This window comes from Anaerosacchariphilus polymeriproducens, assembly GCF_003363435.1.
Classification (GTDB): Bacteria; Bacillota; Clostridia; order Lachnospirales; family Lachnospiraceae; genus Anaerosacchariphilus; species Anaerosacchariphilus polymeriproducens.
The window spans coordinates 164,338-191,193 of the sequence record NZ_QRCT01000012.1; the positions used below are offsets into that span (position 1 = coordinate 164,338).

The 26,856-nt window shown below is 35.0% G+C and carries 29 protein-coding genes; 23 read left to right on the forward strand and 6 right to left on the reverse strand.

Features of this window, described 5'->3' with window-relative positions:
- Positions 1–186 precede the first annotated feature (186 nt).
- On the forward strand, positions 187–969 hold the full coding sequence (locus tag DWV06_RS03630) for a leucine-rich repeat protein (RefSeq protein ID WP_115480799.1): 783 nt from the start codon (positions 187–189) through the stop codon (positions 967–969).
- A gap of 1 nt (position 970) precedes the next feature.
- Here DWV06_RS03630 and DWV06_RS03635 read toward each other — a convergent pair whose 3' ends face one another.
- A complete protein-coding gene (locus DWV06_RS03635) occupies positions 971–1,759 on the reverse strand; it encodes an amidohydrolase family protein (protein WP_115480800.1) in 789 nt (262 codons plus the stop codon).
- 122 nt (positions 1,760–1,881) lie between these two features.
- Between DWV06_RS03635 and DWV06_RS03640 the strand changes: the two genes are divergently transcribed.
- Positions 1,882–2,217, forward strand: coding sequence for a winged helix-turn-helix transcriptional regulator (locus DWV06_RS03640; RefSeq protein ID WP_115480801.1), 336 nt, complete (start codon positions 1,882–1,884; stop codon positions 2,215–2,217).
- A gap of 52 nt (positions 2,218–2,269) precedes the next feature.
- Here the strand turns inward: DWV06_RS03640 and DWV06_RS03645 are convergent, their stop codons facing one another.
- Positions 2,270–4,738, reverse strand: a complete 2,469-nt coding sequence (locus DWV06_RS03645) for a S8 family peptidase (RefSeq protein WP_115480802.1) — start codon at positions 4,736–4,738, stop codon at positions 2,270–2,272.
- A gap of 218 nt (positions 4,739–4,956) precedes the next feature.
- Here DWV06_RS03645 and DWV06_RS03650 point away from each other — a divergent pair, with 218 nt between their 5' ends.
- Genes DWV06_RS03650 through DWV06_RS03660 form a run of 3 tightly spaced genes read left to right on the forward strand, consistent with a single transcriptional unit; the run spans position 4,957 to position 8,071 of the window.
- Complete coding sequence (locus DWV06_RS03650) at positions 4,957–6,726, forward strand: B12-binding domain-containing radical SAM protein (protein WP_115480803.1); 1,770 nt, start codon at positions 4,957–4,959, stop codon at positions 6,724–6,726.
- Entirely contained in the window at positions 6,723–7,364 is a 642-nt protein-coding gene (gene nth / locus DWV06_RS03655; protein WP_115480804.1) for an endonuclease III, read from the forward strand. The genes DWV06_RS03650 and nth overlap by 4 nt, the downstream gene beginning before the upstream one ends.
- The gene (locus DWV06_RS03660; protein ID WP_115480805.1) at positions 7,361–8,071 is read left to right on the forward strand and encodes a 3'-5' exonuclease; all 711 of its coding nucleotides are present in this window, start codon (positions 7,361–7,363) and stop codon (positions 8,069–8,071) included. The genes nth and DWV06_RS03660 overlap by 4 nt, the downstream gene beginning before the upstream one ends.
- On the opposite strand, the gene DWV06_RS03665 is transcribed toward DWV06_RS03660, so the two are convergent.
- Positions 8,048–8,656 (reverse strand): hypothetical protein, encoded by a 609-nt coding sequence (locus DWV06_RS03665; RefSeq protein WP_115480806.1) that lies wholly within the window; start codon positions 8,654–8,656, stop codon positions 8,048–8,050. The genes DWV06_RS03660 and DWV06_RS03665 overlap by 24 nt on opposite strands.
- Positions 8,657–9,012: 356 nt before the next feature.
- Here DWV06_RS03665 and DWV06_RS03670 point away from each other — a divergent pair, with 356 nt between their 5' ends.
- The 5 genes from DWV06_RS03670 to DWV06_RS03690 all read left to right on the forward strand — a co-directional run bounded on the left by DWV06_RS03670 (position 9,013) and on the right by DWV06_RS03690 (position 13,899).
- Positions 9,013–10,632 carry a VanW family protein gene (locus DWV06_RS03670; protein ID WP_115480807.1) on the forward strand — a complete coding sequence of 540 codons (1,620 nt, stop codon included), beginning with the start codon at positions 9,013–9,015 and terminating at the stop codon, positions 10,630–10,632.
- An 84-nt stretch (positions 10,633–10,716) separates the two neighbouring features.
- Positions 10,717–11,697: an AIR synthase family protein gene (locus DWV06_RS03675; protein ID WP_115480808.1), complete on the forward strand. Its 981-nt coding sequence runs from the start codon at positions 10,717–10,719 to the stop codon at positions 11,695–11,697.
- Positions 11,698–11,750: 53 nt separating this feature from the next.
- A complete protein-coding gene (locus DWV06_RS03680) occupies positions 11,751–12,233 on the forward strand; it encodes an Lrp/AsnC family transcriptional regulator (protein ID WP_115480809.1) in 483 nt (160 codons plus the stop codon).
- Positions 12,230–13,399, forward strand: coding sequence for an aminotransferase class I/II-fold pyridoxal phosphate-dependent enzyme (locus DWV06_RS03685; RefSeq protein ID WP_115480810.1), 1,170 nt, complete (start codon positions 12,230–12,232; stop codon positions 13,397–13,399). The genes DWV06_RS03680 and DWV06_RS03685 overlap by 4 nt, the downstream gene beginning before the upstream one ends.
- A complete protein-coding gene (locus DWV06_RS03690; protein ID WP_115480811.1) occupies positions 13,399–13,899 on the forward strand; it encodes a tRNA (cytidine(34)-2'-O)-methyltransferase in 501 nt (166 codons plus the stop codon). Before DWV06_RS03685 ends, DWV06_RS03690 begins: the two co-directional genes overlap by 1 nt.
- 2 nt (positions 13,900–13,901) lie before the next feature.
- On the opposite strand, the gene DWV06_RS03695 is transcribed toward DWV06_RS03690, so the two are convergent.
- The 3 genes from DWV06_RS03695 to DWV06_RS03705 are packed head-to-tail and all read right to left on the reverse strand — an operon-like array spanning position 13,902 to position 18,430.
- The gene (locus tag DWV06_RS03695) at positions 13,902–15,329 is read right to left on the reverse strand and encodes a sensor histidine kinase (protein ID WP_115480812.1); all 1,428 of its coding nucleotides are present in this window, start codon (positions 15,327–15,329) and stop codon (positions 13,902–13,904) included.
- Entirely contained in the window at positions 15,329–16,027 is a 699-nt protein-coding gene (locus tag DWV06_RS03700; protein ID WP_115480813.1) for a response regulator transcription factor, read from the reverse strand. Before DWV06_RS03700 ends, DWV06_RS03695 begins: the two co-directional genes overlap by 1 nt.
- A gap of 24 nt (positions 16,028–16,051) precedes the next feature.
- Positions 16,052–18,430 (reverse strand): endonuclease MutS2, encoded by a 2,379-nt coding sequence (locus tag DWV06_RS03705; protein WP_115480814.1) that lies wholly within the window; start codon positions 18,428–18,430, stop codon positions 16,052–16,054.
- A gap of 236 nt (positions 18,431–18,666) precedes the next feature.
- Here DWV06_RS03705 and DWV06_RS03710 point away from each other — a divergent pair, with 236 nt between their 5' ends.
- The 13 genes from DWV06_RS03710 (at position 18,667) to DWV06_RS03770 (ending at position 26,631) form a co-directional block, all read left to right on the forward strand.
- Positions 18,667–19,968 carry a S1C family serine protease gene (locus DWV06_RS03710; RefSeq protein ID WP_115480815.1) on the forward strand — a complete coding sequence of 434 codons (1,302 nt, stop codon included), beginning with the start codon at positions 18,667–18,669 and terminating at the stop codon, positions 19,966–19,968.
- A gap of 64 nt (positions 19,969–20,032) precedes the next feature.
- On the forward strand, positions 20,033–20,983 hold the full coding sequence (locus tag DWV06_RS03715; RefSeq protein ID WP_115480816.1) for a 3'-5' exoribonuclease YhaM family protein: 951 nt from the start codon (positions 20,033–20,035) through the stop codon (positions 20,981–20,983).
- Positions 20,984–20,986: 3 nt separating this feature from the next.
- On the forward strand, positions 20,987–22,345 hold the full coding sequence (gene rlmD, locus DWV06_RS03720) for a 23S rRNA (uracil(1939)-C(5))-methyltransferase RlmD (protein ID WP_115480817.1): 1,359 nt from the start codon (positions 20,987–20,989) through the stop codon (positions 22,343–22,345).
- Between the two features lie 257 nt (positions 22,346–22,602).
- Positions 22,603–22,848 (forward strand): hypothetical protein, encoded by a 246-nt coding sequence (locus DWV06_RS03725; protein WP_115480818.1) that lies wholly within the window; start codon positions 22,603–22,605, stop codon positions 22,846–22,848.
- Between the two features lie 9 nt (positions 22,849–22,857).
- Complete coding sequence (locus tag DWV06_RS03730) at positions 22,858–23,118, forward strand: abortive infection system toxin AbiGii family protein (RefSeq protein ID WP_115480819.1); 261 nt, start codon at positions 22,858–22,860, stop codon at positions 23,116–23,118.
- A gap of 19 nt (positions 23,119–23,137) precedes the next feature.
- Positions 23,138–23,440 (forward strand): hypothetical protein, encoded by a 303-nt coding sequence (locus DWV06_RS03735; RefSeq protein ID WP_162300564.1) that lies wholly within the window; start codon positions 23,138–23,140, stop codon positions 23,438–23,440.
- Positions 23,409–23,642, forward strand: a complete 234-nt coding sequence (locus DWV06_RS03740; protein WP_115480821.1) for a hypothetical protein — start codon at positions 23,409–23,411, stop codon at positions 23,640–23,642. Before DWV06_RS03735 ends, DWV06_RS03740 begins: the two co-directional genes overlap by 32 nt.
- Before the next feature lie 82 nt (positions 23,643–23,724).
- The gene (locus tag DWV06_RS03745; protein WP_115480822.1) at positions 23,725–24,024 is read left to right on the forward strand and encodes a type II toxin-antitoxin system RelB/DinJ family antitoxin; all 300 of its coding nucleotides are present in this window, start codon (positions 23,725–23,727) and stop codon (positions 24,022–24,024) included.
- Positions 24,014–24,328, forward strand: a complete 315-nt coding sequence (locus DWV06_RS03750; protein WP_115480823.1) for a type II toxin-antitoxin system RelE/ParE family toxin — start codon at positions 24,014–24,016, stop codon at positions 24,326–24,328. Before DWV06_RS03745 ends, DWV06_RS03750 begins: the two co-directional genes overlap by 11 nt.
- Before the next feature lie 224 nt (positions 24,329–24,552).
- A complete protein-coding gene (locus tag DWV06_RS03755; RefSeq protein ID WP_115480824.1) occupies positions 24,553–25,026 on the forward strand; it encodes a hypothetical protein in 474 nt (157 codons plus the stop codon).
- A 50-nt stretch (positions 25,027–25,076) separates the two neighbouring features.
- Complete coding sequence (locus tag DWV06_RS03760; protein WP_115480825.1) at positions 25,077–25,487, forward strand: DUF3795 domain-containing protein; 411 nt, start codon at positions 25,077–25,079, stop codon at positions 25,485–25,487.
- A 77-nt stretch (positions 25,488–25,564) separates the two neighbouring features.
- A complete protein-coding gene (locus DWV06_RS03765) occupies positions 25,565–26,092 on the forward strand; it encodes a GNAT family N-acetyltransferase (RefSeq protein ID WP_115480826.1) in 528 nt (175 codons plus the stop codon).
- 272 nt (positions 26,093–26,364) lie between these two features.
- Positions 26,365–26,631: a CD3324 family protein gene (locus tag DWV06_RS03770; protein WP_115480827.1), complete on the forward strand. Its 267-nt coding sequence runs from the start codon at positions 26,365–26,367 to the stop codon at positions 26,629–26,631.
- The last annotated feature ends 225 nt before the right edge of the window (positions 26,632–26,856 follow it).

A 26,856-nucleotide genomic window follows, 5' to 3' on the forward strand; every position in this document is an offset into this window, starting at 1 on the left:
CTTGCATGGTTAAAAAATGATAGGAAATACTAGACTCAATTGTCGAATAAGAGTACTTTATATAGTATTTTTTGTCCATAATTATAGATTTTTTCTAGTACTAAAGTCTCATTGACTGGATTAATTAAATATGTGAAAATATAAATTGGGTAATTAAGATAATGTAAAGAAAGGATAGAAGGGGAAATGAAAAAAATATTAAAAGGTGTAGTACTGCTTGTTCTTTTTTGGGTTACTATTTTACCGTTCCATGTAAATGCAGCGGTTGGAAAAGTACCAAAGATAGAGAGAACCTGCGATTACAGGACGAAAGAATTAGAATTTTATATATGTAATTGTTTTCAGACTAGCAATTCGAATACGGCATCGAATCACAATACTGTAAAAGTAGCGATTCGAAACACTACGAAACAAGTTAAGATACCTGAAGAAGTTAGTATAAAAGGAATTCGATATACAGTAACGGGCATTGTTCCCAATGCAAAAGAATACAGTATGTATTATGCGGATAAATATATTGATTTAAATAGAGATATAAAGATTTATAGGAAGAATACAAAGACTCAAGTGATTTCAATTCCTAAAACAGTAATCACAATAGAGGATGGATCTTTTAACCGTTTTACCAAATTAAAAAAGTTCAAAGTTTCAAGTGGAAATAAAAAATTCAAAACAGTAAAAGGTACGCTTTTATCTAAGAGTGGTAAAATATTATACGCAGGTGTATCAACAAAAGGAACATATTATGTGCCCGCAGGGGTACAATCTATAGCAAAGAGAGCATTTGCATATAGTACAGTCAAAAGAATAGTACTTCCGAAGTCTTGCAAAAAAATTGATAGCAGAGCTTTTTATAAATGCATGAAACTAAAAAAAATTAATTTAAAGCAAGTAAATCAATATGGAGCAAATGCTTTCTTTAAGACTAAAATCAAAAAAATTGATAGATTTGGGAATCTTTTTAAATAATTTATAGATTAAGTAAAACTGCTATATTTTCGCCTAATACAGCTTTGGTAACATCGTTGCTATTTGATAGTTTTCTTACGGCATCTAGGGATAACTGTAAATCTCCATAGGGCATATCTACTCCAAAAATACATTTTAAAGGCAATTCGTTAATTATGATTTTTAAAACAAATGTAGAGAAATAGGCTGAGATGTCTAAGTATAAATTAGGAGTTTCTTTGACCAGATCGACAGTTTCAAGCCAGTTGCTCCCACCTAAATGCCCTATGATAACTGGAACTGAGGGAAATTCTTTCGCAAATTGGGAAATTTGTTTAATATCCGGTAAGGTTAATGGATGAAATGCATGAATCCATAATGGAAGATTTCCAAAATTTGCGGAAGATTTAAAAATAGGTCTGAGCGTTTGAATAAAACCTGAAGGTAATGTAAATTCACCTAATCCTACGAACCCGTTCCCTATCACTTCTTTTTCAATATATTCGTTGCGTTCAAAATCAGTAAGAGAACCAGGGATGGATCCAAAGCCAATAAATCTTGATGGATATAAAGAGATTGCATCTTTTTGTTCTTTTAAGCCTTGAATTCTGGCTTTAGTAGATAAATTGGTATCGCCGGCAACGTTTTCTTTCAAGCGTTGCATTTCTTTTTTTACATCTGCAAAATTTGAGGCTGTTTCTGGATGAATACTTGTGTAAAATAAAACTGTTTTGTCAACTCCTGCTTTATCCATTAAATGAATGTGTTTTTCTACAGGTAAGCAAACATGAGAATGTCCGTCAATAATCAAAATAATCAAATCCTTTCTATATCTTACTTGTTTTTAAGAGTCTATATCAATTATAATCACCTTATAAAAAAATAGAAGAATGCACTTTTTTGTAACATACTAACCCCAAGGAGAGTATAAATATGTCAAATAAACTATGTATTGTGAGAAATAAAGAACCGTTTGAGTATACATTATCGATTATAAGTGGAAAGTGGAACTTGAAAATAATTTATGTATTGGTCTGTATGGGAACCGTCCGTTATAATATTCTTAAAAAAAACATTGAAGGTATTACTCATAAAATGCTTAGTTCTCAGCTAAAACAATTAGAGCAAAAGAATATTGTAATACGTAAAGAATACCCACAAATACCACCAAAAGTTGAATATTCTCTTTCAAAAAAGGGAGAAAGTTTGATACCACTGGTGCAAAGTATTTGTGACTGGGGGATGGAACATCTGGAAGGAATAAAATGAAAAATAACGTATGATTATACTCCATAAAATTGGAGATAATCATACGTTATTTTTATTTGGTTTTACTAGAAATAATTTTACTAGCGTAGCTTTTGTAGTTTTTATTTTTGTATTTTCGTACAGCTACAATTTTATAATAATATCTCTTTCTCGATTTTAAAGATTTACTATAAAATTTTGTTGCTGTTGTTTTTCCGATGTATTTATATTTACCTTTTTTAGAGGTGGCTCTATAAATTCTGTAAAATGTAGTACCGTAGACTTTTTTCCAAGTCAATTTAATTTTGTTTTTAGATAGTGTTCTTGCCTTTAGTGTACTTACTTTAGCGACCCTTGGGGTAGATTTAAAACTAGAACTTGTATTTGTTTTCGTAATGCTTCCATTAACACCGACGGCTTTGATTTTATAATAATATTTTTTGCCTAACTTTAATTTACTGTTTTTATAAGTTCTTCCGGTTGTAGTTTTAATTGGTTTATATTTACCATATTTAGAAATAGCACGATAAATGATATATTTGGTTGCACCGGCTATGGTATTCCACCTTAATGTTACACTTTTATAGGTCGTAGATTTCAGAGCCAGTTTTGGTTTTGCAAGTGTGGTAGTGATTACACATGTGGCTTTTTTGCCTGAACCGGTAATCGCAGTAATCACAGCAGTCCCAATTTTTTTGGCAGTGATCACACCCGTGGTACTATTTACTGCTACAATAGAGGAATCAGAGCTTGTCCATGTCACAGTATCTAAAGAATAGCTTGGCGTTAGAACTGCACTTAATTTTTTGGAAGTACCGCAATTTAAAGAGGTGTTTGTTAATTTAACCCCGGTTGATACGCTTGCATTCATAGCAGCTGTCACAGCTTTATATGCATTTACAACACCCCATCCGGTTTGACGATCCCAGCCAGCTCCGGTAGAAGTGACATCTGTTGCGGTAGAATACAAAATAGATTTGAGTGCCGTAGGTGTCAAATTCGGTTTTACCGATAAAGCCATAGCAGCGACTCCAACTACAATGGGAGAAGCCATTGAGGTACCATATTCATATTCGTATTTTGAATTAGGAAATGTACTATAAATATAATAACCGGGAGCAGATATATCTTTAGCATCTCCATAATTTGAATAGAAGGCACGGTTGTTATTTTGATCCGTAGCAATAACAGAAATTACAGCATTGTAATCTGATGGGTAAAATGGCAGGTTTTTATCATCGTATCCCCAACCGCCTGAGTCCTCATCTCCATTTCCGGCAGCACAGATAACCAAGGAGCCTTTACTGCTAACGGAGTTAATAGTATCTTTCAGGGATTGATCATCCCAGCTTAATCCTAAGCTTAGATTTATGATTCTGGCGCCGTTGCTTTGGGCATATTTAAGTCCCCGTACAACACTGGAAGTAGAGGCCCAGATTTCATCGCCGCTTTTTGAAAAAACATCGACGACCATTAGGTCAACTATATCATTAGATGCGCCGGCAGCAACACCCGAAATTCCTAAGCTATTATTTGATGTAGCGGCTATGATTCCCGAAACATGAGTACCGTGACCATCATCATCAGTGGTACATTTGGTAGTGGTGACGCTTGTAGTGTCTGCGCATAAGTTTTTATTCAAATTTGCCTGCAGATCAGGATGGTTCGTATCTACACCAGTATCTAATACTGCGACCCGTATTTTCGTTCGTGTGAATTTTTGTATAAAATCCCATGCAGAACCTGCTCCGATTTTGTTCAGATACCATTGGTTTGAAATTTTGGGATCATTGGGTAAGGAGGCTGTAGTTATAGAGGAGGCAGATAATTGATCGTCAGGTAACGAATAGAGATAATTGGGCTGCACATAAGCAACGCCCGCTTCTTTTTCAATTTCGTCAATGGCATCTTCTACCGTTTGCTCTAAAGGAATTTCGACAACTCCCACTTCTGTGTCATTGGCAGTTTGTGTTTCCGGCGAAATCATTTGCAGACTTGCCCCCTGTTTCTGCTCGATTTCTTCTGTAGTTTCAGCTGTATCTGCATTTTCATCAAAGACTACAATGACTTCGCCCGGTATATAGTTCAACTGACCTTCTTTAGAACGTTCCAAGGCAGCTTCTTTGTAGTTCTTCACGATTTCGTCTGCCCGAGTATCGATTGTTTCTATAAAAGCATTCAATTGATTATTGGAATCTTGTGAATAGTATTGATCTAATACTTGACGGACACCGTCTTCAAACGCTTCTAAATCAGCATATGTATTCAAATATGTAGCAGCTTGTTTTCCATCAGTTGCTGCGATTACCAAAATTTCCGCAATTGTTTTTTGGGGAGTATCTGTTTTTTCGGTAGATGGAATGGTATCATTAGTTTGAGAATCTTGTGTAGTTATTACAGTTTGGTTAGATTCTGAAATTTCAGTTGTATCTACTTCCGTTGCATAAACAATGGTAGATGTCCCTAGTTGTGCTGTGAAAACCGCAATTGCAACTATCCAGGATAATATTTGCAACTTACGCTTTTTTAAAGCGTTTTTCATAGTTAGAACCTTCTTTCAATTAAATTATATATATATGTTAATTTTACAGAAAAATCTCCTAATTGTCAATGAATTCGGGGGCATTCTAAATTTATCCAACTTGAAAATTACTGTAATATCCTGATAAAACGACTCCCACTTTTCTTAAAAGTGTGGTATGATAAAAATTAAACTGAATCAATTTAATTACTTCAGTCAATGATAGAAAGAGGAGCATCATGAATTTTTTATTAGTAGCGATTAATGCAAAATACATTCATTCAAATCTGGCTGTATACAGCCTGAAAGCTTATGCAAAGGAATATAGAGATTCGATAGAAATTGCAGAATATACTATAAATCATTATCAGGAATATATTTTAACGGAAATTTACAAAAAGAAACCGGATGTGATTGCATTTTCCTGTTATATATGGAACTTTCAGTATGTTAAGGAGATTATTGAAGATTTGCGGCAATTGTTTCCTGATTTACCTATATGGGTGGGCGGTCCGGAGGTCTCGTTTGAAGTGAAAGAGTTTCTGGAAGAAAATACAGCTGTTACCGGTGTAATGTATGGAGAAGGAGAAGTTATTTTTAAGAATCTTGTGAAATATTATGATAGTCAACAAAAGGGTGGATACAGTAAGTGCCTGGATATGGAACAGATCAAAGGGATTGCTTATCGTAATTTATCTGAGCAGATTATTGTAAATGAACCTCAAGCGCTGATTGATATGAGTGAAATTCCATTTTGCTATGAAGATATGGAGAATTTTCAGAACAGAATCGTGTATTATGAGACAAGCCGTGGCTGTCCGTTTTCTTGCAGTTATTGTTTGTCATCGGTAGAAAAGAAAGTCCGATTTAGAGATTTGGATTTAGTGAAACAGGAATTACAGTTTTTTATTGATCATAAGGTTCCTCAAGTGAAATTTGTAGATAGAACTTTTAACTGCAGGCATTCCCATGTTATGGAAATCTGGAACTATATTAAAGAGCATGATCAGGGAATTACCAATTTTCATTTTGAAATATCAGCTGACTTGCTGAATAATGAAGAACTTGCATTAATGAAAACACTACGCCCAGGACTGATACAATTAGAAATAGGTGTACAGTCAACAAATCTGCCTACCATTCATGAAATCAACAGAACTATGGATTTTGAGAAGTTGAAAGAGATTGTGTTAGAGATTAAAAGGGGTAAGAATATTCATCAGCATTTAGATTTGATTGCAGGTCTGCCGTTTGAAGATTATAATTGTTTTACCCGGTCTTTTGATGATGTTTACAGGTTGAAACCGGAGCAACTACAGTTAGGCTTTTTAAAAGTATTAAAAGGTTCAGAAATGTATCAAAAGGCAAAAGAGTATGAAATTGTTTATAAAATAAGGCCGACATACGAAGTAATGTATACGAAGTGGCTTTCTTATCAAGAATTACTTGAAATTAAAAAAGTGGAAGAAATGGTTGAAGTTTATTATAACAGTGGACAGTTTGAAACGACTCTTAAGCTTATAGAAGCTGCATTTTCGAGTCCGTTCCAATTGTATAAAAAGTTAGGCGATTATTATGAAGAGAATGAATTGACAGGTATAAGTCATTCCAGACTTAAGCGTTATGAAATTTTACTCGATTTTGCCAAAGCTTATACTGGGGCAGATTCATTTATTTATCAAGAGAGTCTTCTTTATGATTGGTATTTAAGGGAAAACTCAAAGAGCAGACCTGAATGGGTTAGTGATTTGACTGAATATAAGAAAGAGATACAAGATTTTTATTTTAGAGAAGTACAGGAATTTTCTTATTTAGATAAAGAAGATTATCAGGATTATACTGCAAGACAGCTTCGAAAAATGACGCATATTGAGATGTTTCACTGGAATCTGTTAACTGGAGAGAAATCGAGAAACTATTTTGTACTCTTTGATTACAAGAACAGAGATCCTCTTACCAATGCTGCCAAGGTAACTCAAATAGATTTAATGGAGAAGTCGGAATCATGACAAAAAGAGTCAAAGAAATATTAACTTTGCTGGATGAAGAATATACGACGGAATATAAATGTTATTTAAATTATGAAACGCCGTGGCAATTATTGATTGCAACTATTTTAAGTGCCCAGTGTACCGATGAAAGAGTCAATATAGTTACGAAAGACTTATTTCAGAAATATACGACATTAGAGGCGTTTGCAAAGGCTGATTTAAAAGAATTGGAGCGAGATATTCATTCCACTGGTTTTTATCATAATAAAGCCAAGAATATTATTGCTTGTACCAAAACACTGCTTGAAAAATATAACGGGCAGGTCCCACAATCAATAGAAGAACTCACAAAACTAGCCGGAGTTGGAAGGAAAACAGCAAATGTGATCCGAGGTAATATTTTTCACGAACCAAGTATTGTAGTAGACACGCATGTCAAACGTATTTCGAAACGATTGGGACTGGCGAAAGAAGAGAATCCGGATAAAATAGAGTTTGAATTAATGAAAGTCCTTCCCAAAGAGCATTGGATACTTTATAATATTCAGATAATAGCTTTTGGAAGAAGTATTTGTTTTGCGCGTTCTCCAAAATGCAAGGAATGTTTTTTAAAAGGATATTGTATAGAATATAAACGAAAGCAGGGAAAGAAATGACACGTTCCTATGTAGCAGTTGATTTGGAAACTACGGGTTTAAATCCAAAATACAGCCGCATCCTCGAAATTGGAGCCGTAAAGGTAATTGATGGTCAGATAAAAGAAACATATAAAACATTTGTTAAACCGGATATGCGGATTCCTTTTAAAATTCAGGAGCTGACCGGGATTACCAACGAAATGGCAGACAATGGGAAAGATGGGGAAAAGGCAGTTGAAGAATTGATAGATTTTTGTGAGGATTACCCATTATTGGGGCATAATCTTATATTTGATTACAGTTTTTTGAAGAAATATGCTGTCAATCAAAAATTAGAATTTAAAAAATATGGCGTAGATACTTTAAAAATTGCAAGGAAGACATTACCAGATGTTAAATCACGTTCCTTAGAGTATTTATGTGAGTTTTTTGAAATTGAACATCAAGATAAGCACAGAGCATATTGTGATGCCCAAGCTACTGTAACTTTGTATGAGCTGCTTCAAAGCAGGTTTGGAAAACAGCAGCCGGATATTTTCTGCCCATTTGAACTTATTTATCAAGTAAAAAGACAAAGCCCGATTACCCCAAGACAAAAAGTTTACTTGAATGATTTAATAAAATATCATAAAATAGACTTTGAGGTAGATATTTCAAGTCTGACGAAAAGTGAGGCATCAAGGTACATAGACAAATTTATATTAAATTATGGTAGAATTCTTTAAATAAGCTAATATAGAATCTTTTAAAAGAGAATTAATCTTATTTGCTTCTTTGATAAGAGCATTAATTTTCTCAGACTGGCAGGTATCGTGATAGATATTTGCAAGTAAGATATAATGGGTGCGGATGTCGGTACCACAGGATATCCCATATTCAAGTATTTTCTGTGCTTCTTTCACATAATTCGCTTGATAAAGAAAATGCCCAAGTTTATTTAAAGTACGTATTAGCTCTGTGTAATTAGCATCGTATTCACTCAGTGTGGATAGATTTGCTGCTCCGTATTTGAGTTTTAAATCAGTATTAGTGAATTGTGATAGATTTACAATTTTTTGAGTTGAAAGCTGGTATAGAGTGTTTTTCAATTCTTCAAAATTTTGATCATTAATATCAGGCATTTCAAATTCATCAATAGGTACTTGAATATATGGTAATTGAGATACATCCTGTTTTCTGACCTGATTAGCCTGTGTTTCACGATTCCAAAATCGCTCCGTTTTCAGAGCTTCTTCTTTATCGGATAACTTTATTTTAATCCGGAGAAATATTATAAATACAATAAATATAGTTAAAAAAGGGAAAAACATAAAAAGAACACATCCTTCCGGTCTTATTAGTGAAAATATTTATAGAAATTGAGGTGAATGGTATGAATTTTTTGCATAATCCAAAAATAAAGAGAATCATAGTTGCAGTAATAGCACTTTTTTTGATTTTATCGATGGTAATCACTACTTTTTTTGCAGCGTTCAGTTAAAAGTATTCTATAGTAATAATATACAGAACATAGATAGAATTGTCAATTATATTAGCACTTATGTATCTTGAAAAAGAGAAAAAATATGGTAAAATAAATTTTAATGTACTTTTTTAGAAATATAAAAATTTTATGGGAGAACATATGTAAAAGTTTTACAAGAATTATGGAAAGGGAAGAGTATACATGAAAAAGAAACTAGGACTTATATTCTTGGCATGTTTCATTATAATTGTTGGCGGAGCCATAACATTGAAAACATTTGCCCAGAGTGGGTCAAATGATACGATTAACAAAGGCATTCAAATCGAAAATATGGATGTATCAGGATTAACGCAGGATGAAGCACAGAAAAAGGTTGAACAATATGTTTCAGATATGCAGAATAAAAGCATTACATTAAAGGTTGGTTCTAATACCGTCGGTGTTGCTGCGAATGAACTGGGGCTGACCTGGACGAATACAGGTCTGGTCAAGAAGGCTTTCACATTGGGCAGAACCGGAAATATTATTAAAAGATATAAGGATTTGAAAGATTTAGAGAATGAGCCGAAAAATTTTAAAATTGAATATTCCTTAGATAATGAAAAAATAAAGGCTGTTATTCAAGAAAAATGTATTCCATTTTGTCAAGAGGCTGTCGACGCGAAAATAGAAAGAACAGCAAGCGGATTTTCGATTACGCCCGAAAAGGAAGGTATTACTGTAAATGTAGACAAGTCTATTGAGGCGATAACAAAATTTGTGAAGGAATCCTGGGATGGGACCAATGGGAACGTAGAAGTTTCTGTAGAAGTTTCGAAACCCAAAGTATTAGCTGCTGATCTGCAAAATATTAAAGATTCATTGGGAAGTTTTTCAACAAACTATCATACAGGGACCGGAAGAGCTCAGAATGTTGCCAATGGTGCAAGCAAAGTGAACGGTTCGGTTGTTTATCCGGGAGAAGAATTTTCAGTATATAAAGCAGTTAGTCCATTTAGTGCAGAGAATGGCTATGAATTAGCAGGTTCTTATGAAAATGGTTCGATTGTTCAAACATATGGAGGAGGAATCTGTCAAGTATCTACTACTCTTTATAATGCGGCTATACGTGCAGAAATGAAGATTACGGAACGTTCTCCTCATTCAATGATTGTAGATTATGTTCAGCCTTCTATGGATGCAGCTATATCAGGCACATGGAAGGATTTAAAGTTTGTCAATAATACAGATACACCGATTTATATTGAAGGTTACACAGGTGGAGGCCAGATAACATTCAGTATTTTTGGAAAAGAGACAAGACCTGCGAACCGTAGAATAGAATATCAAAGTGAAACATTGACGGTATCTGAACCTGGAACTTCAATCGTATCTGTGGGTGAAGCAGTAGGGTATGTTCAAGAAACACAGAAAGCGCATACTGGCAAGACAGCGAAGTTATGGAAAGTCGTTTATGAGAACGATAAAGTAGTAAGTAGAGAAGAATTTAATTCGAGTACTTATCAGGCATCACCAAGAATCATAAGTGTTGGTGTAAGTTCTGCGAATCCGGAAGCTGTAGCAGCAATGCAGGCAGCAATTGCTTCTCAAAATGAAGATATGTGCCGTCAGGCGGCGAGCCAATGGAATGATGCTGCATTGGCAGCAGCTGCAGAGGCAAAAGCACAACAGGAAGCAGCGGAAGAGGCGGCGAAAAAAGAGAATGAAAAAGACAAAGAGTCTAAAAAAGATGCTTCAAAAAAAGATAAACCGAATGATGACAAAGCATCAGATGACAATACAAAAACCGATGATACCAATACAGAAGAACCGGTTGAATAACATGAAATATTAAAATATTAGGAAGTCTGATTTTTTTATTGGGCTTCCTAAACCATATATTGACGTATAAGAAGAGGGAATTGAATGAAAGTTGGGAAAGTATCGGAAGCTGTATTAAAGCGTTCTATATTAAAACAAGTAAAAACAAAAAGAGAGGAAGTAATTGTTGGTGCAGGAATCGGTGAAGATTGTACGGTTTTGCGATTGGAACCGGGAGAAGTTTTTGTGCTGTCAACAGATCCGATTACAGGTACGGTTGAGGATATAGGAACGTTATCCATCCATGTAACAGCCAATGATTTGGCGGCATCGGGAGCAGAACCTATAGGTGTTCTTGTTACGCTTCTTCTGCCTGAAAGCATCTATGAATCAGATATTAAAGAAATTATGCAGCAAATAGAAGCAGTATGTAATAGTTTAAATATGCAGGTTATGGGAGGACATACAGAAGTTACGAAAGCAGTGAATCAACCTATTATTTCTATAACCGGCGTAGGGAAGGCTAAGGAAGGTGCTGTTATACTCACATCAGGTGCCAGACCAGGGCAGGATATTGTTGTGACCAAATGGATCGCAATGGAAGGGACCTCCATTGTAGCGAAAGAAAAGGAAAAGGAACTTTTGGAGAGATTTCCGGAGTCGTTTGTGAAAACGGCACAGGGTTTCGATCAGTATTTGTCAGTTGTCAAAGAGGCTGCTACTGCCGTCAAGTCTAACGTTAGTGCAATGCATGATATAACAGAGGGTGGGATTTTTGGCGCTCTTTGGGAAATGGCAGAAGCATCTGGCGTTGGACTAGAAATAGAGTTGAAGAAAATACCAATCAGACAGGAAACAGTTGAAATTTGTGAGGTATATGATTTAAATCCATATTGCTTAATCTCTAGCGGAAGTATGTTGATTGCTGCCGATAATGGATTTGATTTAGTTAGAGACTTAGAGAAGGCAGGTATTTCGGGAACTGTTATAGGAAAAGCTGTTTCGGGCAATGACAGGGTACTGATAAATGATGATGAAAGACGTTATTTAGAACCGCCAAAATCGGATGAGATTTATAAGCTGTAAGAATGTAATTAGAAGCTGTCAAACACATATCAAAATGAATGGAGAGAGGAAAATTGAGAGAGAAAATTTTAACATTTATTGAAAAGAATAGCCGCATTGATTTAAAGGAATTATCAATTATTCTGGGTGTGGACGAAATAGCAGTAGCTAATGAATTGGCTGAAATGGAAAAAGAAAATATTATTTGCGGTTATCATACATTAATTGATTGGGATAAAACGACAGTGGATAAGGTGACTGCACTGATTGAGGTTAGAGTGACTCCTCAAAGAGGTCAGGGGTTTGATAATATTGCAGAAAGAATTTATAACTATTCAGAAGTAACATCTGTTTATTTGATTTCGGGTGGCTATGATTTAATGGTAACATTAGAGGGAAAAAGTCTCCGGGATATATCACAATTCGTATCAGATAAACTTTCTACGTTAGATACGGTACTTAGTACGGCAACACATTTTATTTTGAAAAAGTATAAAGACCACGGTACTATTATGGACAAGAAAAATAAAGATGAAAGGATGCTGGTGTCGCCATGAGAAACCCACTTTCAGAGACAATTGTAAAAATACCGCCATCCGGTATTCGTAAATTTTTCGATATTGTTAGTGAGATGAAGGATGCCATATCTTTAGGAGTAGGTGAGCCGGATTTTGATACGCCATGGCACATTCGTGACGAAGGAATTTATTCGTTGGAAAAAGGGAAGACATTTTATACTTCAAATGCGGGGCTAAAGGAGTTAAAACAGGAAATTACTCGGTATATGGAGCGTAGATGTAAAGTTACTTATGATTCTGATGAGGAAGTAATTGTTACAGTTGGAGGAAGCGAAGCGATTGATATAGCGTTACGGGCTATGTTGGATCCGGGTGATGAAGTAATTATTCCACAACCAAGTTATGTTTCGTATCTTCCCTGTGCGATTTTGGCAAATGGCGTACCTTCCGTTATTGAACTGAAAGCGGAGAATGAGTTCCGTTTAACGAAGGAAGAACTTTTAAATGCAATTACGCCTAAAACCAAAGTATTGATCTTGCCTTTCCCCAATAATCCAACAGGAGCTATTATGGAACGAAAGGACTTAGAGGATATTGCACAAATTATATTGGAAAAAGATTTATTTGTAATCTCGGATGAAATATATTCAGAACTGACATACAAAGGGGAACATGTAACGATTGCAGAACTACCCGGTATGAAGGAGAGGACAATCCTGATTAATGGATTTTCAAAATCTTATGCGATGACTGGATGGAGGCTGGGATATGCCTGTGGTCCGCGGGAAATCATTGAACAAATGATTAAGATTCATCAGTTTGCCATTATGTGTGCTCCTACCAATAGCCAATATGCAGCGATAGAAGCATTGAAAAATGGAGATGAAGATGTAGCATACATGAGAGAAACATATAACGGAAGACGCCGATTTTTAATGAATGCTTTTAAAGAAATGGGATTGGAATGTTTTGAACCTTATGGAGCTTTTTATGTATTTCCAAGTATTAAAAAATTTGAAATGACTTCTGAAGAATTTGCAACACGTTTCCTTAAGGAAGAAAAAGTAGCAGTAGTTCCGGGAACAGCTTTTGGTGACAGTGGAGAGGGATATTTAAGAATTTCTTATGCATATTCTTTAGAAAATTTGAAGATTGCATTAGAACGCTTAAATAGATTTGTAATACGTTTGCGTGAGGAGAAATAATGGCAGATTTAAATATTGTACTTTTTGAACCTGAAATTCCGGCTAATACAGGAAATATTGGAAGAACCTGTGTGGCTACAGGGACTAGGCTTCATTTGATTGAACCTTTAGGTTTTCGTTTGAATGAGAAATCCATTAAGCGTGCAGGAATGGATTATTGGGATGACTTAGACGTCACGAGATATATTAATTATCAGGATTTTTTGGAAAAGAATCCGGGTGCCAAGATATATATGGCAACGACAAAGGCGAAACATATATATACAGAAGTTCAATATGAATCCGACTGTTATATTATGTTTGGCAAAGAAAGTGCCGGAATTCCGGAAGAAATTCTTGTGCAGAACCCGGATACCTCTATCCGCATTCCGATGATAGGAGATATTCGTTCTTTGAATCTTTCCAATTCGGTTGCGATTGTGCTATATGAGGCTCTGCGTCAGAATCGTTTTAATCACATGCAGTTAGAAGGGGATCTACATCGTCTGCAGTGGAAATAGTACTAAGGATTTTTGGGACGGTTTTTTGATTTGAGAAGAGTAAAAATAAACTCAGTACCTACCCCTTCTGTGCTGATTACATTAATATTTTCATTATGGGATTGGACAATTTCTTTCACGATTGAAAGGCCGAGTCCGGTCCCTTTCTTGTCTTTTCCACGAGATAAGTCAGTTTTATAAAAACGTTCAAATATTTTCTTTAGACTGTCTTTCGGTATTCCAATACCGCTATCCTTTACAGACAGAAAGACTTTTTCATATTTAGTAGTAGTTTCAATTGTTATTACAGAGTTGTCATGACTGAATTTGATGGCATTGTCAATCAAATTGTAAAGTACCTGCTGGATTTTCCCCATATCAGCGGAAACATATAAAGTTTTATCGGCAAATAGAAGTTCGATAGATATCTTTTTCTTTTTGCAGGTGCCTTCAAAAGTTTCTGCCGTTTGTTTAATGATTCGGTTAATATCAAAATCAGTTATCTCTAACATATTCTTTTTGGAATCTATATTATTTAACGTTAATAAGCTTTGAGTTAACTTAGTAAGCCTTTCTGTTTCGTACAAAACAGTATTCAGGTATTTTTCATGATATTCGGGTGGGATCGTGCCATCTGCGATTGCTTCAATATACCCTTTGATTGAAGTCAAAGGGGAACGGAAGTCATGAGAAATATTTGCTACAAATTTCTTCTGATAATCTTCTAAGGTATTTAATTCTTTTGCCATATAGCTAAGAGAAACCCCCAGATACCCCAATTCATCATTTTTAGGGACTGGTAATTTGTATTCAAAATTCCCATCCGTATATTCTTTTGCAGCTTTGATTAGTCTTGTAAGTGGTAAGTAAATTTGCCAGAAAAATATAATAAATATGATAAGAGAGCACAGGAAAATAATACCATAAGTTATATATACTGTATTGACCAGTTCTGAAGCTGATCTATAGATACTGCTGATAGGGTAATGAATCACTAAATAATTTGCTATTTTATAATTTGATATTACCGGAACAGTGACACTTAACATACTTTTCTTAAAACTGTTATAATAATTTCCGATTTGATACCAATTGCTTCCCTGAGCATTAGGATTAAAGTCTGAGATAATTGACATTGTGCTTGAAGTTTCACTGGGATTGGTATTTAAAATAATGGTTCCATTTGTTCCTAAAAACCAAATATCTGATTCCAGATAATCTGCTATAATTGAAAAGTGATATTTCAAATCGTCTTGTGTAACGTGTTTATTATAATAATTAATGACATATTTACCTGCAATCAAATTAGCCTCTCGATAAAGAGCGTGTGCTTGTTTATTAATAAAGTACCGCTCAATTAACCGGGAAGAAAATGTGGAAACGGTTATAAATCCCAAAATTCCAAATATTATATATCCAATTATAAATTTCGGAAGAAGATTCCGTTTCATTATTTCACCTCAAATTTGTATCCGATCCCCCATACGGTAGAAATACTCCAATCGTGATGGTCCTTGATTTTTTCGCGGAGCCGCTTAATATGTACATCAACTGTCCGAGTATCGCCGATGTATTCATACCCCCATATATGATCTAATAATTGTTCTCTTGTAAATACCTGATTGGGAGAAGATGCCAAAAAATATAAAAGTTCTAATTCTTTTGGCGGCATATCCACTACATTGCCAAAATAAATTACGGAATAATTTGTTTGATTCACTATCAAGTCAGGATATTCAACTAGTTTTGCCGCATGTGAAGATGGTGTAGATTTGTTAGGCTGATATCGCCTAAGAACAGCCTTTACCCGAGCTACTAGTTCTTTTGAATCAAAAGGTTTAATGATGTAATCATCCGCACCAAGTTCTAATCCTAGAACAGTATCAAAGATTTCTCCCTTTGCTGAAAGCATTATTATAGGTACTGTTGATTTGGCTCTTATTTCTCTGCATACCTGATAACCATCAATGCCCGGAAGCATCAAGTCTAATAGAATAAGGTTAGGCTGATACTGCTTAAAACAATCTAATGCTTCTTCTCCATCGTGTACCAAATAAGTATCGAAACATTCTTTTGTTAAATAGAGTGAAATTAATTCAGCAATATTTACATCGTCATCAACAATTAATATTTTTTGTTTATTTACCATTAGATTTCCTCCTTCATAAGTGGATTAAGTAAACTCCACAATCGTTACCCCTGCTTCCCCTTCGCCAAAGGCACCAAGTCGAAATGACTTTACATATTTTAACCGTTTTAAATGTTTATGAACTGCGGCCCGCAAAGCTCCGGTTCCTTTACCATGGACAATTCTGACGGAAGGAACATGCGCCAGATAGGCATCATCTAAATATTTATCTAATAGTGCAATCGCTTCATCGGTAGTTTTTCCAATAAGATTTATCTCGGTAGAAATAGAAGCTGATTTTGACATTTTGATTTTGCCGGAACTTGATTTTTGAATATTTGGTCCCGTAATAGTTGGTTCGTCCAGGATGACCAGATCGCTGATATGAACACAAGAGCGAAGGATTCCCATTTGGACAAATAATTGTCCCTTGGCATCCGGCAGGCTGCTCACAGTTCCTTTTAAGTTTAAGCTTAAAACTTTAACAGAATCCCCTAATTTAAAATCAGATGGTTTATGATTTTTTTTGAAAGTCTGTTTGGTTTTATAGGCAAGTTTCTTTTCTGTGTCAGATAGTTTGCCCCGTAATTGATTACGAGCATTTTCCATATTTTTAGAAGCATCGGACTGCTGATTCATTTTATTGAAATTACGAATGGTATTATCTGCATATTCTTTGGCTTCATTTAAAATGGCATATGCCTTTTCATTGGCTTCTCGCAATATTGTTTCTTTTTTGCTATTGAATTTCTCTTGTTTTTCTTCTAGCTTTTTCTTAAGCGTCTCTATTTCTTCTTTGTACTTTTGTATTTCTAAACGTTCATTCTCTATGGCTGTACGGCTTGTTTCCAAATCTGCGATTAAATCTTCCAGATTTTCAGTTTCTTCGCTTATCTTTGATTTTGCACTTTCAATAATAAAATCGGGTAAACCTAATTTGCTGGAGATGGCAAAAGCATTACTTTTACCTGGGATACCTATTAATAAACGATATGTGGGACGCAGTGTCTCAACATCGAACTCGCAGCAAGCGTTTTCGACTCCCGGTGTAGAAAGAGCATATACCTTTAATTCGCTGTAATGAGTCGTAGCCATTGTACGGATCCCCATATTATGCAGATGGGAAAGTATAGCAGTAGCTAAAGCCGCCCCTTCCACAGGATCGGTACCGGCACCTAGTTCATCAAATAAGACCAGTGATTTTTCATTTGCTTCTTTTAGAATCGTCACAATCTTTGTCATATGGGAAGAAAAGGTACTCAGACTTTGTTCAATGCTTTGCTCATCCCCGATATCTGCATATATTTCTTCAAATACAGAAAGTTCAGAACGATCATTTGCAGGAATATGAAGTCCGGATTGTCCCATAAGTGTGAAAAGGCCGACTGTTTTTAACGAAACTGTTTTACCACCGGTATTTGGTCCGGTAACAATTAATAAATTGAATTCGTCACCAAGATGAATATCAATTGGGACAACGGTATGTTTATCTAAAAGAGGATGTCGTCCCTGACGGATACGGATGTATCCATGCTGATTGAAAATAGGCTTTGAGCCATTATATAACTTTGCAAGCTGACCTCTTGCAAAAATAAAGTCCAAAGAAGTCAGTATATGAAAATTCTCTTCAATCGCTTCGATTTCTTCAGAAACCAAGGAACTTAAGGTTTTTAGTACAGCCTCAATTTCTTCTTGTTCTTTTAAGGTTAATTCCTTAATTTCATTGTTTAATTTCACAATGACCATTGGTTCTATAAAAATAGTAGAACCAGTGGATGACTGATCGTGTATCATACCCGGTACTTTGCTTCTGTGTTCTGCTTTAACAGGGAGACAATATCTCCCATTACGCATAGTAACAACTGCATCCTGTAGATACGTACGGGTGGTAGATTGATTTACCATAGAAGTTAATTGGGTATGGATACGGTCATTGATTAATTTCATGGAACGGCGTATGTGCTTTAAGCCGGGGCTTGCATCATCACTGATTTCATTTTCAGACAAAATACATCTGCGGATTTCATTGGATATGGGAGTCAGCGGCTTTAATGAACGAAACATATCATCTAACGAATCATCTTTAATATCTTCTCTATCTTTTTTTGAATAAGATCTTGCACGATTAGCAGCCTCTAATAAAGCTGCAATGTGTAACAGCTCTTCAATCCCTATAGATCCTCCAAGCTCAAGATGACGTAGTGATTCACGAACGTCATAGGTCCCTGAAAAAGAGAGACTGCCCTTCTTGAATATTCTTGTAAGAGCATCTGCAGTTTCTTGTTGGGCATGTTGAATTTCCTCCAAATCTGTAGAGGGAATAAGGTTTTTACATAGTTCTTTGCCGGACTTTGAAGTGGCAAGATCTTTCAGTTGATTTATAATCTTATAAAACTCCAATGTTTGAAGTGATTTATTATTCATAATAGTACTCCGTTTATCTAAATATTTATATTTTACATTTTACCCTATTCTCTTTGATAATACAAGAATTCATCTATTGCAAAATTTGCGGAAATATGATAAAAACTAGGGAGGGCTTAAATTTACATATATGACATAGTTTGTTCACATGTTTTTGTTAAAATTGCTTTGTGCGTTGGACCTTTGGATATGCTTCAGATGAAAGGCAGGAGGCCTAAGAAAAGGAGATTGTTCTTATGTCAGATAAGATAGAAAAGAATCAAGATGACACAGAAGGATTTGACTTTATACGAGAAAAGATAAAAGAAAAACCAATTAATAGGAAAAAGGTTTTGATAGGATTTGGTTTGAACCTTATATTTGCTATTGTCTTTGGTTTGGTAGCATGTACAACATTTCTGCTTGCTAAACCATACATTAATAAATTAATTAACAAAACAGAAAATCCTACGATCAGTATACCGCAAGATAAAATGGATGATGAAATTACGGAAGAAACACCGGATCAGACCGAGCAGGAGAAATCTGTACCGGAACAAGTAATTATTACAAATACCCAACAATTGCAAACTGTGGATTATGAGAATCTGCAATCAGAAATTTATGATATCGGAGCTGAGGCCAACAGGTCAGTCGTGACCGTGACAGGTTTAAGAAAGGAAACGGATTTATTTGATGCAGCATATCAAAACGAGTTCAAGACTACTGGTGTGATAATAGCTGTTAATCAGCATGAAATTTTAATTGTAACGGATAAAAGTATTGTTGAGAATATAGATTCCATCATTGTTACATTTTCAAATGATAAATGTGTAAATGCTGAGATAAAGAAGTATGATACAACTCTTGGAATTACAGTATTGAGGGTTCCGATGGAAAAAATATCAGAAGAAGTGAAAGAAGGCATTAAGGCTGCTACATTAGGAAATTCTTATGTTGTAAGACAGGGAACAACAGTTATGGCAGTAGGTAATTTTTGTGGAACTACGCATGCAATAGCGCAAGGAAATGTAACAGCATCGAGTGGAAAAGTTTCAGTCGTGGATGCGAATCTTACAGTTCTATCCACTAATATTCCTGGCGATTCCAAATCAAGCGGAGTTTTGATCAATATGAAGGGAGAAGTAATCGGACTCATTTTGAAAAATTATTCTGCCCTAAACTCAGGCAATACAACGGCAGCGGTATCAATATCTGATTTGAAGGCGTATATTGAGTGCTTATCAAATGGTCAGGATGTTCCACGTTTAGGAATATCTGCACTCACAGTCTCTGAAGAAGCAGAGCATCAATATCAAGTGACGAAAGGAGTCTATGTTTCTGATGTAGCACTTGATTCTCCGTCAATGATAGCTGGTGTTCAAAGAGGAGACGTCATAATTAAATTTAATGGTGAAAAAATTTTAAATATGAACCACTATAAGGAAGCATTATTTAAGTGTCCGCTGGAAGGGCAGGCCAAAATCACAGTAATGCGGTATGGTCCCGAAGGCAGTACACAAATTGAATGCAATGCAATAGTAAAAGCGTTAAAATAAAACATCAAAGAAAGGTTTAAAGAGCTGTTACATTTGCTGTGACAGCTTTTAAAAGAGTAAAAATATGAAATACATAGAAACGTTACGTGAAGGCGAGAGAGTCAGTAATATTTATCTGTGCAAATCAAAACAGACTGCATTGACAAAAAACGGAAAACCATATGAAAATCTAATATTACAAGACAAAACAGGAACCATCGATGCAAAGATCTGGGATCCTAATTCACAAGGAATCGATGATTTTGATTCTCTAGATTACATTGATGTAGTTGCGGATGTCACAACATTTCAAGGTGCATCACAACTTAATGTCAAAAGGGTACGAAAAGTGCAAGAGGGAGAATATGACCCGAAAGATTATCTTCCTGTAAGTGAAAAAAATATTGATGAAATGATGAGCGAACTGACTCAGTATATTCAATCAATTAAGAATCCATATTTAAAAGAATTATTAGCAAGCTTTTTTGTGAAGGATACCGATTTTATAAAGCGTTTTAAATTTCATTCAGCAGCCAAAAGTGTTCATCATGGTTTCGTTGGAGGTCTGCTGGAGCATACCTTAAATGTGACTAAGATATGTGATTTTTTTGCAGGAATGTATCCATTGATTCAAAGAGATTTATTGTTGGCGGCAGCAATCTTTCATGACATTGGAAAACTTGAGGAACTTTCAGTGTTCCCGGAAAATGATTATACGGATGAAGGACAGTTGTTAGGGCATATTATGATTGGAGCTGAAATGGTTGGCGAACGGATTCGCACAATAAATGATTTTCCGAAAAAAATTTCAAACGAATTAAAACATTGTATTCTTGCTCACCATGGAGAACTGGAATACGGTTCTCCCAAAAAACCGGCACTTATGGAAGCGATAGCTTTAAGCTTTGCAGACAATACGGACGCCAAAATTCAGACGATGAAAGAAGTATTTAGTACGGTGCCACAGGGAAATACAGAGTGGCAAGGTTACAATCGTTTATTTGAATCTAATATTCGAAAAACGAGTGAGGTTTAATCAATGAAGAAAAATGATCTTGTTCAGGTAAGAATTGAAGACATGGGAGTTAATGGCGAAGGCATCGGGAAAATCGATGGCTTCGCTTTATTTGTCAAAGATGCTGTTATCGGTGACTTGGTAGAAGTTAAGATTATGAAACCCAAGAAAAATTATGCGTATGCCAGACTGGAAAGAATCCTAGAACCATCTCCTCATAGAGTAGAACCTTTATGTAAAATGCATCGTCAGTGTGGAGGATGTCAGATTCAAGTTCTGGATTATCAGGAACAATTACGGTTCAAAGAAAATAAGGTGAAAAATCATCTAAAAAGAATAGGCGGCTTTGCTGATATTTCAGTACTTCCCATAATAGGAATGGAGACACCTTATTATTACCGAAACAAGGCGCAGTTTCCTTTTGGTACAGATAAAGCGGGGAATCCGATTACCGGTTTCTATGCAGGCAGGACTCATTCCATCATTCCGAATACCCAATGTTATCTGGGAGTTGACAAAAATCAAATCATTCTTGAAAAAATTTTAGACTATATGAAACAAAATCATGTAAAAGCCTATGACGAAGTTAGTGGATCAGGGCTTATTCGCCATGTACTGATTCGTGTTGGTTTTGTAACGAAAGAAATTATGGTATGTCTTGTTATTAACGGAAGGAATCTTCCCCAAACGGATAAGTTGGTAAAAAGTTTGTGTGAGATAGAAGGAATGACGAGTATATCATTGAATGTGAATCAAGAGAAGACGAATGTAATATTGGGTCAGGAACTGATTTACTTATGGGGTGAAGATTATATCACCGACTTTATTGGTGACATTAAATATCAAATTTCTCCGCTTTCCTTTTATCAGGTAAACCCGGTTCAAACGGAAAAGTTATATAAAAGCGCCTTGGAATATGCAGGTTTGACTGGAAAAGAGACGGTTTGGGATTTGTATTGCGGAATCGGAACGATATCCTTATTCCTTGCACAACGGGCAAAGGAAGTCTATGGCGTTGAGCTGGTACCGCAAGCGATTGAGGACGCAAGGAAAAATGCAGCCTTAAATGGAATTGATAATGTGAAGTTTTTTGTTGGAAAGGCAGAGGAAGTGCTCCCGGAACAATATGAGACTAATTATGTGTATGCGGATGTTATCGTTGTCGATCCACCGCGTAAGGGCTGCGACGAGACTTTGCTGAATACGATTGTACAAATGCAGCCGCTGCGTGTGGTTTATGTAAGTTGCGATAGCGCTACGTTAGCAAGAGATTTACGGTATTTGGTGGATCGAGGGTATGAGTTAAAGAGGGTTCAGCCAGTGGATATGTTTCCGGCGACGGTGCACGTTGAAACGGTATGTTTGCTGTCAAAGGTGAAATAATAAAGGCTTTTCAGACTTCGAGTGGGGTGTAGAAAGGTTGAGTTTAAGCGGAATAGCAGGGGGTAATGCGCAATGTCATTAAGTTAAGATGACTAATTAAGATCTCTATATCAGAAATGGTATGGGGGTCTTTTTTTGTAAAAATAGTTGACATTATGATTCAAATGTGCGGCAGCTCTCGTTACTGATTAATTTAATAAGTTGCGAGAGCTGCCCTTGTAATTAAGAAACAGCTTAATTGCAAGGAGGAATACATTATGTCAGACTTTATTGAAACTACTACAAAGTCACTTGAAACAGTGATATCAGAAATAGCAGATAATCCGTCACTTTTTCTTAGAAATCCCAGTGCTGATTTTTCAAGAAAAAGAAAAATAGATTTTAAAACTTTGATTGGAATAACTATGAATTCTGGGGGCTACACAATGAGTAAAGAATTACTACTGATTGGGAGTTGTGAAGATTTCTGGTCGGCTTTTTTAGTGAAGTTGTTCAGATGGTAAAATAGCAGTATGGGAACACTATGGACATATTTATATAATTCACAGCAAAAAGTAGAATTGTTACCTGATAAAGACGGATATTATCTAATCAATGGAAATAAAGTGAGAGCAGATGAATTGGTGGTAGCACCATTTAAGAATACAATTTTGAAGGAATCTACTCGATTCTACTTGGTTCCTCCAAATTTTCCAGAACCGCATACCTTAGAGATTTGTCAAAAAAAATTAAACAATTATGAGATTTCAAAGACAACCATCAAATATTATTAATATTCTAAAGTATATGTCTGTGGATATAGAAGCATTAAGAATAAGTTTTAATATTAATAATGTGACAGGCAAGGTTGATTTTACCATTAGCGTCAATGAAAATGAAGCTAAAAGCATTGAGGATATTGTGATAGCAAATAAAAAATCAGATGAGGTTATTTCTTTTTGGGAAAAAGTGTTGGAATTAGAAAGATTTTTTGGAGTGAAATTTATTCCAGATAAAGAAGTAACAATCGAACTTCTAAATTCAGTAGAGGGTAGGCCGTACAAAAAATACGAAACTTACGAGAATGTATCTTTATCAGGTTGTTGGAATTTTTAATGCAATAGTTGTTGAACAAACATTAGCGGCAGATGAAGAATTAAGTGATTTTCATATAAAGTTAAAGGGAAAAGAAGGAGATAAAATGTATTCTGGTAATATGCTTTTTCAGAATGAAAAAGATATGGAAAAATATAGAGCACGGGAAGGGCATATAGAAGAATTACAGAAAGCAGAAGAGATTGATTTTTATACAAAATAAAAAATGACATTACATTTGTATTGACGTAGCAATGATTTTGCAGTAATATTGGATATAATAAAACAAAGATGGAGGTGGAATTATGGCAAGTACCATACAGGTTCGAGTAGACGATGATTTGAAAACAAAATCAGATGCCCTGTTCAAAGAGTTGGGAACAGACACTACATCAGCAATCAGGATGTTTTTAACGCAGGCAGTTGCAAATAACGGATTTCCATTTGAGATAAAAAGGACTGTGGCAGAGTACAATCCTTATGCACCATTGACAGAGGAAGAACTTTTTGCAAAGTTGGAAGTATCAAGACAACATGCAAGTCAGGGAAAATACAGAGGTGCAGATGAAGTTGCTTCTGATATGAGGGCAAAATATGGATTATAAAGTTGTATTGACAGAAGATGCAGAAGCTGATCTTGACCAATTTGTAAGATACCTGTTGTTTGTAAAGAAAAGTGAGCAGGCAGCAGGTAATCTGCTGGATGATTTCGTAGCAACAAAAAGAAGTCTTGCACAGGTAGCAGGAAGCCTGCGTGATTGTGCCAATCCAAGATTAAAGGAACTTGGATATAAGCGGATTAATTTTTTGAGTCATAGATACTTCATGCTATATCGAATTGAGGGATATAAAGCTGTGGTAGATAGTATTTTCCATGAATTACAGGATTATGAAAACCACATGGGCTGATCATATTTTAACATTGCAACATCCGAATTAACTTGACTCTTTTGAATTTGTGAATGATTATAATAAGAAAAAAGGAGTAATCGTTTTTTAATAATGAAAAACTTGATGATACCTATACTGAGTTGTAAAATAAAGTTATCTCTGCTTTAGTTTCTCAATTTTACATGTTATACTTGATCAAATAGACAGGAATCCAAATTCAATGCGATTTGAAGGAGGAAAGTATGACTAAAGATGAGGTGGTAGTATTGTTAAAAGAATATTTATATTATTTTGTCATTACTCTAAAAGTTGGGCTGTCATCTATCAAGGAATATAATAGTTGGTTGGATAATATTTTTCTTAACGAAGTGGATAATGACTTCCTGATTGAGTTAGAATTTTCATCAAACGATATAAATTCCACTATTCATATCATTGATAGTTTTATAGATCCTAATATATCAAGGCTGGACTTTGATTTTATTGGAAAGCTATTGTTTAAAGCATTTGAAGCAAAATATCATCAAGATACTTGTACGCTGGAAGATTTAGCTCATCAGGCATATAACATATGGAATATTTTACCCGATAATATTGCGAATAAGGAGCCATTTTTTACTTTATGTTATATTGATGACCCTCTTAGCTATGGAGATGAAAAACAAACAAGAGAACTATTTCATAAGCTATTTAATTATTATAGGGTTAATCATTGACAAATAGCAATCAGAACCCTAAACAAAAATTTGAAAGGGAGGCGTGCAGTATGAAAATGCCCGATATAATTGAAACTACTATGTTTGCACCCTGTGGAATGAACTGCTTGGTATGTTATAAACATTGTTATCATAAGAAACCTTGTGCTGGTTGTTTGAATGGAGATAATGGAAAGCCAGAGCATTGCCGGAAATGTAAAATAAAAGTTTGTGCTGAAGAAAAGGGATTTTCTTATTGCTTCGAATGTACAGAACACCCATGTAAGCAAATCAAATCACTTGAAAAAAGTTATAACTCCCGTTACAATGCAAGTCTTGTGAAAAACAGCAGTACAGCAAAAGTAATAGGACTTGTGGATTTTATGAAGTTACAGCAGAAAGAGTATACCTGTTCTGCTTGTGGCGGTATAATCTCGATTCATGACGCTGAATGTAGCGAGTGCCAGATAAAAAGCAAATGAATTAATTTGGATGGAAAAACATCGGATTACGTTAATCGTATTTTTGAACAGTTGAGCAAAGCGAGGAGTGTTTGCAGATGATTATTGAGACAGAACGGCTGCTAATTCGCCCATTTATAATGGACGATGTATTTGATATGCATGATTTGTTTATTCTTTCTGATGTGATGCAACCAGTGGGAATGGCTCCTGCTTTTAAAAAGATTGAAGAAAGTAGGGAGAGGATATCTAGATGGATCAAAAAAGGCATACATCATGCGATTGTTTTGAAAGGAACAGACAAAGTAATTGGTTATATCGTAATCAAACCGGATTCGGAAGACGATTGTAAAGACACAAGAGAATTAGGTTTTGCAATAAACCCCAAATATCAGCATCATGCATATATGACTGAAACAGTAAAAGCAGTGACTGAATATCTGAGAGTTGAGGGTATTCGCTTTGTTTGGGCTTGTTGTTTTAAAGATAATCTATCGTCAAAGAACTTAATTGAGCGATGCGGGTTTGAATTTCAAAATAGTGGAGAATATTTTGTTGAAACCGAGCAGCACACCTATCAATCCTTAGAATTTAGAATGGATCTTCAAATAAATGGAAATATTTAACGTCAAAAGAGACTAGGGCTTGTTTCGAAAAAATGCTAGTTCTTTAATTTTAAAAGTGTCTGTGGTACAATGTCTCATAAAGAATTAACTTTAATATTGTTATAGGTAAAATATTAAAGAAGAGAGCATTAAATTTTCAAATATTTTTATAGGAGGGTTTTATTATATGAGAAAATTAATTATTTTTGCATAGCACTAGCTATTGCAATTCATAATATTAGATTTGTTATAGCTATTGCGAACCTAAAAGATGAATCATTTAGGAGGCAAATATGAGCTATAGAAAAGCAGAAGATATTCTGCCATTGGAAATAATAGAGTTAATACAAAAATACGTGGATGGGGAAAATATTTATATTCCAAGAAAAGAAAATCAGAGAAAAAAATGGGGCAATAATACTTTAATACGTCAAGAATTGGAAAAGAGAAATGTTCAGATTTTTACTGATTTTCAAAAAGGTTATAAAGTTCAGGATCTATCAATTAAGTATTTTTTATCAGAGAAAAGTATTCAACGTATTTTACGAAAAATGAAATGATTTTTATTATGATGAACCAATTACAAATATACCGTGATTGGCTCATCTTTTTTTATAAAAATTTTCAAGGTAGAAATTATTTAGTATTTTATTTAATATTAGATAAGATTAATATTTAGGAGGAATAGTATATATGACTACACCAGTTTATTTTGCATAGCAAAGGCTATTGCAAATAAAAAATCAGAAGTTTATGTAATAGCACTTTGCAAATCCATTCATAAA